Raw genomic sequence first — 13,890 nt, 5'->3', positions numbered from 1 at the left:
CATGGCATTAAATTTACTCTGAAAATATTTTAAACAGGATTGCATAATTTATGTCTAGGTTCAAAAATCCTATTATTATATGTTATTAAAATAACTTTTCATAGAAAGCTTCTAGAGGATATTAAAAAAGCTCAAGAACAAAGTAGTTAGTTTATATATTTACATAAGTACCCTTATATAAAACGACTATTGCTGCTACTATAAGTATCATCCCCATAAAAGCAGGTGCAGCATGTCCAAGTGATATATAAATTTGACCTCCAATGACAGGCCCAATCATTCTTGCTAAAGCCTGAATAGATTGACTACCTCCTTGAATCCTTCCTTGTTCACTAGAATCGACAGACTTGGAGAGCATCCCATTAAATGAAGGGCCAAAGATCGAATCACCAAAGCCAAATATAAACATTCCAGCTATAAAAAGAGGATAGAATGTGAACAAAGCCGATGCTGCAATAAGACTGTAGCCTATAATCTCCGAAAACATTCCAAGAATTGCTATCTGCTTATCGCTAAGTTTTATCAAAAGCTTTGGCATTATGAACCCTTGTGAAATGATATCTTGGAAGCCAATAATTGAAAACATAAGTCCGATTAGTGCCGGCTGAAAGCTGAAAGTATCCATTATAAGTTGTGGAAAAATTGCCTGTAAAGATCCATTGGGTATCCAAAGTAAAAAAGCTGAGACAAGTAGCATTTTTAAGCTTTTCATGGAAAGTATGTTTGCAAGCTGTGTAAATGGATTCAGTCTTACAAAAGTAATTTCTTTCAGTCTATTGTTCTTGTCAAGACTTTCAGGCATAAAAAAGAATCCATAAACAACATTCAATAAAGTTATTATTGCTCCAAAATACATAGGTACAGAATAACCAACCTTGGCAAGCAATCCTCCTAGAGTTGGTCCAATGACAGTGCCTACACCTACAACCGCACTCGCCCACCCAAAGTATTTGGTTCTCTGCTTTGGAGGAATTATGTCTGCAAAATATGCTAAGATAGTGCTTATGTCCCCGCCTGTTATACCATCTATTATGCGCCCAGCAAATAGTATCCATATAGCTCCGCCCATACCCAAAACTAAGTATCCAATTGCAGAACCAAGAAGGCATACTAATAGTATTGGACGACGGCCATATTTGTCGCTCAAGGTTCCAAGTACTGGGGCTGCAAAAAACACGCAGACTGCATAAATGGAGGTAAGCAGCGTAACAACTATAGCTTGTTCTCCAGGAGTTCTTGTATAAGGCTGAACTAAGAATGGGACTACAGGTGCTACAATAGTGAAGCCTAATCCGCAAAGAAACATAGATACAATACCAAATATTAAAGCCTTCTTATCTACGGTTTCTTCTATGTTCTGTTCATTGTGTGATCTAAATTTGAACATTTAAATTTCTCCTCAAAAATCATATTTTACTTCCGTGGAAGCAAAAATATCATATCATCATTTTGCTTCCTTGTCAACAAAATAATAGCGATAAAAAAAGCAGCCTTTTCTCAATAGAGTTTGGCTACTTATGGTTTCATTTTCATTATTCAAATTTATTCCGACTTAATATCTATATCTAGTTTCTTTATTTCTGCATCTAAATGATTACTATACTTTTCTACGAAGCTAAGCATACTATCAAATTGTTCTTCGCTTACCTGATCAAATATTACTTTATCCCGCTCTTGAAACTCTTTGTGCAAATCTTCATGAATTTTATAAATTACTTTGCCTTGCGAAGTCAAGCGAAAATAGATTTCTTTCTTGTTATCAGGCTTCTTGTAGCTTTCGATAATGCCTTTTTTTATGAGCTTCTTAGTTAATTTGGTTATGGCACCTGTAGTCATATAAAAGGACGCCGCAAGTTTTGTTACGTTGGAATCTACATTTTTTTCAATGTATTCAATGCAATGTACTTCAGAAGATTTATAATCTTTAAGACTATCTTCCATCTTAAACTTATTAAGCCAAACCATCTTGTTGTATACGTCCCTAAAACCCCTTATGACCTGTTCTGCTTTGTTCATGACCTGTCCTCCCACACGTTGATACATTAACAATAGTATATTAAATTTTTGTTTCTATTTCAACAATATTAAAATAATTATTTTAGAAATTGAATTATACTTGAAAAAAGAGAGGCAAAAGCGTCTAAGTACCGAGTAAATAGACGCTAGTTATCTAAATAAGATTGAGATAGTTATTTGTAACTAAGTTACTCTACTTGGCTAGTGGTTAGCTTATAACATTGTTTAATTTAGCTTCTTTTTTCTTCTAACAATAACTACTCCTGTAGCAAGAAGCAATATAGAAACTATAATGCAAGTTGTAGCAGATACGCCACCAAGCTTAGCTATATTTCCTTTATTAGCATTTGATTTATTTTCTTCTATTTTATTAGTAGAGTTATTTGTATTGCTCGGATTAACAGGTTTAGATGGATCTACTGGTTTATTTGGATCTACTGGGATTGGGTCAGTAGGTTTAACATTAGCAGAATCAACTTTAAGAATTTTATCTGTAATAAAGTAATCACTAAAGTGATCTACTTCAAAGTCGATAAAACCATTTTCATCAATAATACAGTCAGCTATTTTAGTTGCTTTACCATCGTTTGCTAGATAATAAACATAGACTTGTTTAGAAGCTATATCCTTATTAATTAGAACCTTTATATTAATCTTTCCACCAAAATCTATATTTTCAAAACCATCTACATTAAAATTGTATTTTGATAAAAATTTTATACCTTCATTAGCCTTTTGTAGGGCTTTAAGACTAGACTCGTTTTTTAAAGTGTTAGTAGATAGTAGCCTAAAATCGAAGATACCTAAAGATTTCAATTTATCATAAACTGCTGGGTCTTCAAAAATAAATACTGTACCATTTTCAGCCTTCACAGATAAAACCACTTTATTTTCTTTTAAAACATCAAGTACTGGTCTTGATATAGATTCATTACCTGTTAAAGAGATTTCTATCTTTTTATTTTGATTATCTTTTATTTCTTTAATTAGATCTGCTTCTGGTTTTGGAATATTTCTATCCTTAACTATACCTTCTTTATCATAAATATCTTTTAATGGAGAATAGTTTGGAGTTACCTCAATATAATTTTTAACAAGTATCAATCCATTTAATGGGTCTACAGCTACAGTAACTTTACCATCTTTAACAGTATATTTATTAGAGTTATTTAAAGCGTCTGTCAAAATAGTACCATCTTTAATATCGCTAACACTAATAGAAACATTAGTTAGTTTTTCAACTTTTCTATTTGCAATTATAAGTGCATAGTCATCTTTATTTGATCTTTCAAAGGCTAATACATCATTTTGTATATCTTTATCTAAAGTTATAAAATTAGTACTACCTGTTTTTAAAACTTCATATTTATTTCTTGTTGTTCCAAGTAAAGAATACCATAGAGCTAATTCTTTATTACCTTTTCCCCAAATCATACCACGTCTATTATCTGGATCATCGCAGCCAGGGGTACCAGCTTCATCACCATAATAGATTGTTGGAGCACCTTCTAGCGTCATCTGAAGAAATGGTATTAATCTCATTTTATTCAAAGCTTCCTTAGATGGATCATTTGCAAAACCTCTTTGATTCTTTTTTACGCCATCTAAAGCAGATATTATTCTTTGAGTATCATGAGAACCTACAAGATTCATCATTGCATCTAGTGCTTCCTGTGGATATTGTTCCCTCATTTTCTCAAGTTCTTTAGTCGCATCTAGTGCTGTATAAGAACCCTCTTGACCATCTAAAGTCTTTCCATTAACAAAGTTTCCTATAGCACCTCTAAATCTGTAGTTCATTACCGAGTCATACATATCTCCAAGTATATATTTAGAAGCATCAGTCCATATCTCTCCAACTATTGCATTGTCTTTATTTTCTTCTTTAACTGCAGTTCTAAAGTGCTGCCAAGTCTCATCTGAAACTTCGTTAGCTACATCAAGTCTCCATCCATTACTTCCATTTCTAAGCCATTTTCTTGTAACAGAATCTTTACCATCTATTATTTCATTTGCCCAGGAGTTAACTTTATATTCTGAACCGTTTAAGGCCTTGATAACTGGCATTGAATCATAGCCCCACCAGCCTTCATAATAATAATGTTCTTTATCCTTAGGTAATGGTTTATTATCTTTATCCTTAGTAGCCCATACATTTTCAACATTAAACCAATCTTTGTAGTGTAAATCAGTTATTTTAAGTGCTTTAAAATGTTCTACTGCTTTAGCCTCAGCATCAGATTGATTTATATTTTCTTTTTTCATTGTATCATATACATATTCCCAGTACTTATAAGCCCCTAATGGCTTTTCCGGAGTCATGAATTTACCATATCTATCAAAATATATTGAATCATCAGAAACATGATTAAATACACCATCAAGAATTATATGCATATTTCTTTTTTTAGCTTCATTAACAAGGTTTACAAAGTCGTCCATGTGGCCTAATAATGGATCTACATTATTATAATCTGAGGTATCATATCTGTGGTTTGAAATAGACTGTCCAATTGGGTTAAAGTAAAGAATAGTAACACCTAAGCCTTGAAGGTAATCAAGTTTCTTTTGGACCCCTATTAAATCTCCCCCATACATTTCATTTGCCCATATACCATCGCCCTTTGTCCCAGCGTATTTGCCTCCATCAGAAAGCTCTAAATCAGGATTTTCAGTAGTATTATACCAACTCTTGTAGAACTCGTAGGCTACATCTCCCCTAGCATATTTTTGAGAATAGTCATTTAAGCTGTCCCCGTTAAAGAATCTGTCAGGAAAGATTTGATAGATTATACCTTGTTTTAACCAATCTGGAGTCTTAAAGTTCTTATCAAATACGTTAAATTCATAATTTTTAACCTTTCCAAGGTCATTACAAATTCCAGGGCCAAAGAAACCATCATCATCTCCATAAGCTTTTACATCAGAACCATTACTTATTACAAAATAATAGCTATAAGTTCCAATAGTAGAAGGTTTTAAATTTAATGTCCATTTATCATTGCCATCATCAAAAGAACCATTCTTATTCATTTCTAGCTTCTGAACTCCACTTGCTTCAGTAAGGATCATTTTAACTTGAGAAGCCATATCCTTCTTTATTTTCAAATTAAAATCTACTGAAGCATCTGTTTTAATAGCTCCAAAAACAGATTTGTATTCTTTCTTTTTTGAATCATAGCTTATGCCATTAATATCTAATTTATTGTCTGAAGAATCATTAAAAACAAACTCTGTAGCAGGATCGTAGCTTATCTTTACTGATTTATCTTGAGAAAGTTCTATTTTTCCTACAGGAACTTCTTTTGAAGCATCTCCTTCTTTTACAGTTAAGCTTAAGTCATCATAAGCTCCTTTCTTCATATCTAATGTAGCAGAATAAATACCTGTTAAATTTGTATCAGTTAATTTTGTAGATGTTATACTTTTTCCATGTAGATTTATATCTAAAGCTTTATAATTAATATTATCCACCACCCTATGAGAATCATCATTATATAAAAATGTTATATCTTGCTTTTTAGGTATAGTTATAGGTATATTAGACCCATGCTCTACACCATTTAAGCCATAATTTTCAGGTTCCCATTTGAAATTTATAGCTATTTTATATTCATAAGAACCAGGGGAGGCTCCTTTAAGAACATATTTATATAAACCATTACCTAAATAAGAAAATTGAAAATCCTTATCTGCTGGTTCCCATGCAGTTTTTCCTATAGCAGTTTGTATAGAGCCAGGAAGTGTTATTGCTCTTCCATTAAAACCATTAAATTTTATTATAGAATTTTCTCCATTTGGATTTTCATTATTTGGATCCTGATACATTTTTCCATCTACTAAAAATTTATATTCTATATTTTGAGGCTTATCACCTATTCTAGTTATAAGACTCCAGATTCCCTCATCCTTATCTTCTAAAATCATTTGTCTTTTACTAGTTTGTGAGTTAGTTATATTACCTACTAAAAAGACGTCTTTAGCTTCCTTATTTTTATACATAAATTTAATTGTTCCATTATCTAATACTGTAGCGCCCTTTACTTCTATAGGTTTTTTTGTAAACCCTAGAATTTCACAAACTTTATTATAATCATTTGCACTATCATATAACTTCTTATTTGAAAGATCTAAGATAAATACTACATATTTATTATCTTCTTCTATAGTTAAACTTTTATTATCACTAGGATAAGATTCTGACCAATCATAATTTATACAAGCTTTATAAGAATAATTTCCTTTTTTAAATAGCCCAGTATAAGCAAAAACTCCATTGCTATTCAAAGGATAGAACTCCCAACCTTTAACATTTTGCTCCCAATCTTTTTCACCTCTTAAGGTACCTATAAGAGATGGAATCTTATTTGTATTAAGAGAATTTATTGAATCTGTAGCAGAGTTTTGAAGGTAATTACTTAAGAAGGAGATTTTTTTAGTATTTGCAGGAATTTTACAAGTTATATCGTTTCCTACTTCTCCGTTATTCCATTCACCATTATAAGCAATTTTATAATTAAGATCATATTGTTTTTTAGATGCAGTTTCTTTTATGTCAAAAGTACGTGAATAGAAGCCACCACCTATATAATTAAGGGCTTGTTTATCATCTTTAGGATTCCAATCAGAAGCATTTTCTATTAGATTTCCTATAGTTCCAACTAATGTGGCTTTACTCTTAAATTGCTCTGGATTGTTTACAGAATCATAAACCTTTTTGTTTAAATAATCTAATCTAAAATAAACTTTACTTTTATTTGTAAGTTTTAATGATATATTGTTACCTGAATTTCCATAACTTTCATCCCAAGTACCATTTATAGCTATTTTATATTCATAATTTTTGGGCTCAAGTTCTAAAAATGTTTCATAAATACCTTTCGAATATGTTTTCATTAAACCTTTTAAGTTGTCTGGCTTCCAGTCTAATTTATCATTACCAAAGAAATTACCTACTACTACAGCATAGTTATTAATATTCGGCTCTTGGGATGAAGCTTTTGCTATAGTTGAGGTGTTAACATTAATTAAAGAAAAGATAAAGAATATTGAGATAAATAGGCTTAATACTTTTGAAGCGTTCTTTCTCATAATTTCCCCCCTACTTATATTAAAGCAATCGTTTGCAATAAGTGCTATACTTACACTTAAAAATTAAACGACTGTATGTACTATTAAAGATAATCTTTAATAGATTTTATTTGCATTAATTAATATATTTTATGACGATAGATTGTTAAATATTAATAATCTATTACGTGTATATGAAATTTAAAATTGTTTATAAGTTGTCTTTTTTATATAACTAAGAAATTATAAAATTTATAGAATAATAATTTGAAACTAATATAAAATTAGCTATATTAAGAAACTTTATAGTTTTCAAAGGAGAACTATATTTATATAAACCTATAAAAATAAGTTCAAAAAGATAAATCTAAGATTTAGATTATTTTCTTGAATTTAAATTTATATATTCACTTAAACACTAATAGACTTTTGGGATATCCCAAAAGTCTTATATTAAAAAAGGGATACTTATAGAAATTTTTTTACTACGTAGCAAGCTCCAAGTCGTCAAAAATTTCTATTAGCCCCCTTCGAATTTTAAAAGGAAGCGCCTATTCATTATAATCAGGATATTATTACTTAATAATGTATAGCCATAGTTTATTCATTCCTTTAATATATATTACATTTACATAATATATATACATAAATTTCAAAAACTTTTAAACTTATTCTAAACATAAAAAGTAATCTTAATAAAATCTTTAATTTATCTATTTTAGGTAATACTCCTTGCTGTAAACTTCGTTTAGCTTTAAATATCCACTATCTACAATTATATCTCTAATATTATTTTTATCTACAGCTATTGGTTCAAGGATGACTGAAGGTACATCTATTTTACCATTGTTTATATAATTAGTTGTATATATAGGCTCGTTATTAGCTAATTTTATTGCAAGATCTATAGCTGTTTTAGCTTCTTCTCTGACATCCTTAAATACTGTCATTGATTGGGTTCCTCCAATTATTCTTTGAATAGCATCTAAGTAAGCATTTTGTCCTGTTACTGCTACCTTACCTGCCAAACCTTCTTCTTTCAATGCTTCAACTACACCAGATGCTATACTATCATTTGGTGCTAATATAGCATCAATTTTATTATTAGTATTTAAAATATCTTTCACTATATTATAAGCAATCTTTGGATCCCAATGTTGTACTGCTTTATCTGCAACTATCTTTATATTGCCTATATCAGCTAGAGGTTTTATATACTTCATTGCACCATCTTTATATATCTTAGAATTAAAATTTCCTGGATCTCCAGAAAGAATAATATAATTTCCCTTTGGAATTTTTTTTGTAAGATACTGCCCTTGAAGTTCACCAACTTTAGTTCCATTAAAAGAAATATACGCATCTATATCACTATTTGGTATAAGAACATCATAGGCTATTACCTTAATTCCTGCTTTGTGAGCCTTTTCAACTAAATCGGCTCCAACTAAAAAATCTACAGGTACTAAAATTAATACATCTATACCCTGTGATATTAGTTTATCCACTTGTTCAGCTTGTTTAACTATGTCAGCATCATCAATTTCCATCTTAAGTGTAACTCCATTTGATTTGGCGTATTCTTCTATGAATTTGCTATCTATAATCCATCTTGGACTTATTCGATCAGGTAAAGATACACCTATTACTAAATCCTTTCTTTCTATAGTTTTGTCTATTGAATTATTATAAAATTTGTATTCTTGTATTTTTATTTCTAATATATGTTTTTCTGCATAATAAACTGGTACTAAAAAAATATTAGGTATTGATAGATACATATTTACCACCTATTAATTATTCATATAATATATAATACATAATACATAAAATATTCATAATAAATATATTTATTTATAATTAATTTATATTGTGGTTTTTATTATTGTTTTAGTAGAAACTTCCACAAACTCATATACTGTAATTTGTGGAAGAACAATTTAATATAATTTATTATATCTTAAAATTATCTTTATATATTATGTTGCAATTTAAAATCTACATTTATATCAATATATATGTCAAAGCCAAAATAAAGGCAAAATTAAATTTAATTTGTAGAAATCATATTGCAATATATATATTTAAATTTTTAAAACTTGGCCAGGATATATTAAATCAGGGTTGCTTATATTATTAATTTCAGCTAAATGTTGCCAAGTAGTTCCGTACATCTCTGCTATGCCTGATAAAGTATCACCAGATCTTACGGTGTAGGTACTTTGAGAACCAGTACCTATAATTAAAACTTGGCCAGGATATATTAAATTAGGATTACTTATATTGTTGATTGAAGCTAGATGTTGCCAAGTAGTTCCATACATCTCTGCTATGCCTGATAGGGTGTCACCAGATTTTACAGTGTAGGTATTTTGTGAATCAGTACCTATAATTAAAACCTGACCAGGATATATTAAATTAGGATTACTTATATTATTGATTGAAGCTAGATGTTGCCAGGTAGTCCCATACATCTGGGCTATGCCTGATAAGGTGTCACCAGATTTTACTGTATAGGTATTTTGCGAACCAGTATCTATAATTAAAACTTGACCAGGATATATTAAATCAGGGTTGCTTAAATTATTGATTTCAGCTAAATGTTGCCAAGTAGTTCCATACATTTGAGCTATACTAGATAAGGTATCGCCAGGTTTTACTGTATAGGTGTTCTGAGGATCTGGTGGTGGAGTTGGCGGAGTTGGAGTACCATCCAAAAGGATTCCGTCCATAAATACATCTAAGTCACAATTACCATCTATACCATTTACATGCCCAGTATCTGAATATTGAAATCCAACCCAACTATCCCATATTGGATTATCATCAGGAGCATCAACTTCATAATGTGCTATCCATAACGGATAAACTGAAAGTATTGTTGTTAGGTTATTTTGAGCAAAATTAGTATAGGTGTAAACTACAACACCTTTTCCAGATAATTTTTCTACTTCTTGTAAAAATTCTACACACATATTAGACAATAAATCTGGGTCACATCCTTCATTCTCTTCTATATCTAAAGCTAATCTACACTCAATAGTTTTTCCATATATATTATCGACGAAAAATTGTGCTTGAGCTTTTGGATCTATATTGGCCTTAAAATAATGATAAAAACCTACTAATAAACCATTATTTTTAGCTGCTTCATAGTAATTATCTAAATAAGGATCTGCATAGTAATTTCCTTCTGTAGCTTTTATATAGACTATTTCAATACCATCATTTTTAGCACCTGTAAAATTAATATTTCCTTGCCAGTTAGATATATCTATTCCTTTATATTTTCCTTCACTTAATGATTTCATAAAAATCAACTCCTAAAAGTATAATCATAAAATATTTTATGCAATAAATAAATAAAAGTTAATTATATACGTTAGTTAGTAATTAATAATATATCGAAATTTATTATTAAAAAAATATAATACTCTTAATTTATAAAACAATTTACAAGATTTATAAAGCAATTTACAAGTTGTATGAGGAAGGTTAGAATAAATTTAACTACTAAGTTTGAGAGGTGAAGATGATGAAGTTATATATTAGTGCAGATATTGAAGGAATAACAGGGGTGACTACTTGGAGTGAAACTGAAAAAACTAACAGTGACTATGCTGAATTTAGAATACAAATGAATAAAGAAGTTAAGGCTGCTTGTGATGCAGCAGTAAACTTTGGAGTAAAAGAGATATTGGTAAAGGATGGACATGATACAGCAACAAATTTAGACCACAGTTTATTGCCAGAAGAAGCCATTCTCCATAGAGGTTGGCAAGAAGATCCTAAGTGTATGATGAGTTCTTTAGATAGTAGTTTTGATGGAGTTTTATTCATAGGTTATCATTCAAGAGGTGGAAGTGTACAAAATCCAATTTCTCATACTTTAATGCCTTATATAGAATCTATAAAAATAAATGGCATATTTGCTAGTGAGTTTCTAATAAATGCTTATACGGCAGCTCTTTATAATGTACCTGTTTTGTTTTTAAGTGGAGATAAGGGGCTTTGTGAGGAAGTTAATAGTATTAATCCTAACATTTTAACATTAGCAGTAAAAGAAGGTATAGGTGGAGCTACTATAAATATGCACCCAAATAAGGCTATAAGAGACATAGAAAATTTAGTTTATAAAGCTTTAAATTCCGACTTTAATTTATGTAAAATAGAGTTACCGAAAACCTTTGATGTAGAAATTTGTTATAAAGATTTTAAAAAGGCGTATAGAAATTCTTTTTACAATGGAGCTAAACTTATGAATGAAAGAACTATATGCTTTAATACCGAAGATTATTATGAAGTACTTAGATTTTTACATTTTACAGCTTGTTAGATGGGAAATTAATGAAGATATTAGCTTTTATTTATAATTATATTGTTTTATTTAATTAAAAATAGAAAATCTAAATAATCTAAAGACACTCTATTCATAGAGTGTCTTATCTGTCATCATATAATTTTTATAATTCCACTAGCATGCTTAATTAATATAATGTATATTATCAGAAAAGATTTTATAAATGATATATATTTAGTTATTAAACATACTTATTACTTTGGCTAGTGTTAATTTGAATAAGTTCTGTAATATTTGTTTTGTGAGTTACATGGATCAAATTCATCACATGGATCAAATTCATCACGTGAATTACAAGAGTTACAAGAATTACATGGTGTAGGTTGCTCTGGTGTATAGAAGAATACTTTAACTACAAAATCAATTTCTGATTCTACACCAAACAAAAATTGACCACATTCATCTGTAAAAGTAAATGTAATAGGAATTAAATCACAAGAGTCGCATCCTTTTTTCTTAAATAATTTAACTAATGCATTCTTTACAGGAGTACCATCAGGAAATTTAACCACTCCATGAATAGCAGCTCTTTTTTCTGGAGCTAATACTAAGACTACATCTTTTTCTTCATGAGGTTCTAATTTCAAATCTACTTTTTTTAATTTCCAACCCATTATTACACATCCTTTCGATATACTATACTTGGGGAAATATTGTTATTTAGTGCATAAAATAAATTCTTAAGTTTAGATAAAATTTTGATAAATTACAATTTTTAAGAACAATTGATTTTCATAAATTAATTTTTTCATTAGCTAAATACTTTTTAAATATAAGTATTAGGGATTTCATATCTTTTGTAAGTATATTTGTATTTGGTTTTTTCATACATAACTATTTTTCTTAGCTAGGTATGTAAAGGGCTAACTATAACTTCAAGTTCTACTGGCTCATCATTTGTTGCTTTTATTGATTGATTTAAATCAATATTAGTTTTAGAACCCCAAAAATTTTTAATATCAATTTTTAAAATATTTAATTCATTATTAGTATTGTTGGAATTTATGATAGGCTTACAGGTAGAAGAGTTACTTAGAAGATTTTTAAATTCTTCATTAGGAAGATTTATTTTATAATTAGTTAAAATAAGTTGACTTTTTAAGAAAGCCTGTATTGTAATAAGATGCTTATCAGAATTCTGTGAATTTGTGTAATAATTAAAAATAGCTACAGCTACTTCCTCAGGACAATTTTTAAATACAATATATGCTTTAATAATAGGCAGGTTTCTCGAAATATTTGCTGATAAAATATTCAATTTATTCTTTGTGTAAGCAAGTTGGATATTAGTATTCTCACAGAGTTCTTTTAGATAATCTATCATATAGGTCACCTCTCAAGATTATATTAAAATTACGTGCAGTAAAATAGGTGGTTATATATAGTTTGAATTATATTGTTTCTAACAATAATATTTTACACAATATAATTTAAAATGTTACAAACATACAAAAATCTTCAAATGCATTACATAATGAGATACTAGGGCGAAGGTAACATTTATACTTAAATAGCATATCATGTACTGTATAATATAGCGAAATAAGAAGTGATTATAAATTAATATAGATAAATTTAGGAGGCATGTAAAGTATGGATAAAATAAGATCATACAAAACTGATCAGCGGTTATGTGATGATAAAAATTCATGTAGTTATCATACACATATTTCCTGTGAAAATGAGTATGATAACAACTGTAAATGTACCTTTGATGAATCATCATTAGAACAGTTTTATTTCATTTTAGATTCCTTAAAAAAACAATTAGAAGATGTAGAGAGTCAATTGAACAGTCCATATTTTGGATTAGAGGAAATTAAGAAAGAAATCAAAGATATTGAACAAAAAGTGAATAATCCTTGTTTTGGATTAGAAGAAATTAAAGCAGAAGTAAGGAATATAGAAGAAACAGTAAAGAACCCTTCTTTTGGATTGAAGGAAATAAAAAAAGAAATTAAAGATATTGAATTATTATTAAAAAATCCTTGTTTTGGATTAAAAGAAATCAAAAATGAAGTAGTTAATATTGAGAATATAGTAACAGCAATAATTAAAGAGGTTACAAAAATTGAATGCAAATTAGATAGTCCAACCTTTGGACTTGCTGAAATAAAAACAGAAGTATTTGCAATAGAAAAGGCTGTTTTTAATCATAATTATGGCTTGAAGGAAATAAAGACAGAAGTATTTGCAATAGAGCAAGCAGTATTTGATCCTGATTATGGCTTAGAGGAAATCAAAACCGAAGTATATAACATTGAACAAATAGTTTCGAGTCCAACCTTTGGTTTAGCAGATATAAAAACTGAAGTTTTTAGTATAATTAATAGCCCAACCTATGGACTAATAGATATTAAATCCGAATTACTTGCTTCTGGATCTTCATGTTCAACTCAAATTTCAAGTCAAATAAATAATATAATAAACAATTCAACCTATGG

8 protein-coding genes and 1 pseudogene are annotated in these 13,890 nt (G+C 29.3%); 2 read left to right on the top strand and 7 right to left on the bottom strand.

The features are described 5' to 3' along the window. Window positions 1–151: 151 nt before the first annotated feature. The 5 genes from BUB01_RS08725 to BUB01_RS08705 all read right to left on the bottom strand — a co-directional run bounded on the left by BUB01_RS08725 (window position 152) and on the right by BUB01_RS08705 (window position 10,397). A complete protein-coding gene (locus BUB01_RS08725; RefSeq protein ID WP_072986325.1) occupies window positions 152–1,387 on the bottom strand; it encodes an MFS transporter in 1,236 nt (411 codons plus the stop codon). A 155-nt stretch (window positions 1,388–1,542) separates the two neighbouring features. Then, complete coding sequence (locus tag BUB01_RS08720; RefSeq protein ID WP_072986324.1) at window positions 1,543–2,016, bottom strand: MarR family transcriptional regulator; 474 nt, start codon at window positions 2,014–2,016, stop codon at window positions 1,543–1,545. 225 nt (window positions 2,017–2,241) lie between these two features. Continuing rightward, on the bottom strand, window positions 2,242–7,107 hold the full coding sequence (locus tag BUB01_RS08715) for a pullulanase X25 domain-containing protein (protein WP_072986323.1): 4,866 nt from the start codon (window positions 7,105–7,107) through the stop codon (window positions 2,242–2,244). Between the two features lie 692 nt (window positions 7,108–7,799). Next, window positions 7,800–8,867: a sugar ABC transporter substrate-binding protein gene (locus BUB01_RS08710; RefSeq protein WP_072986322.1), complete on the bottom strand. Its 1,068-nt coding sequence runs from the start codon at window positions 8,865–8,867 to the stop codon at window positions 7,800–7,802. A 303-nt stretch (window positions 8,868–9,170) separates the two neighbouring features. Then, complete coding sequence (locus BUB01_RS08705; protein WP_072986321.1) at window positions 9,171–10,397, bottom strand: LysM peptidoglycan-binding domain-containing protein; 1,227 nt, start codon at window positions 10,395–10,397, stop codon at window positions 9,171–9,173. Window positions 10,398–10,621: 224 nt separating this feature from the next. Here BUB01_RS08705 and BUB01_RS08700 point away from each other — a divergent pair, with 224 nt between their 5' ends. Beyond that, window positions 10,622–11,422, top strand: coding sequence for a M55 family metallopeptidase (locus BUB01_RS08700; protein WP_072986320.1), 801 nt, complete (start codon window positions 10,622–10,624; stop codon window positions 11,420–11,422). A gap of 233 nt (window positions 11,423–11,655) precedes the next feature. Here BUB01_RS08700 and BUB01_RS08695 read toward each other — a convergent pair whose 3' ends face one another. Continuing rightward, entirely contained in the window at window positions 11,656–12,060 is a 405-nt protein-coding gene (locus BUB01_RS08695; RefSeq protein WP_072986319.1) for a hypothetical protein, read from the bottom strand. Between the two features lie 233 nt (window positions 12,061–12,293). Continuing rightward, the gene (locus BUB01_RS08690; RefSeq protein WP_072986318.1) at window positions 12,294–12,770 is read right to left on the bottom strand and encodes a hypothetical protein; all 477 of its coding nucleotides are present in this window, start codon (window positions 12,768–12,770) and stop codon (window positions 12,294–12,296) included. A gap of 269 nt (window positions 12,771–13,039) precedes the next feature. Between BUB01_RS08690 and BUB01_RS08685 the strand changes: the two are divergent. Further along, window positions 13,040–13,890 (top strand): annotated as a pseudogene (locus BUB01_RS08685) (hypothetical protein); the annotation flags it as partial.

Source organism: Clostridium cavendishii DSM 21758, assembly GCF_900141845.1.
GTDB lineage: Bacteria > Bacillota > Clostridia > Clostridiales > Clostridiaceae > Clostridium_AG > Clostridium_AG cavendishii.
Note: the sequence above shows the minus strand (reverse complement) of the source record. Positions and strands in the feature narration are given on the sequence as shown.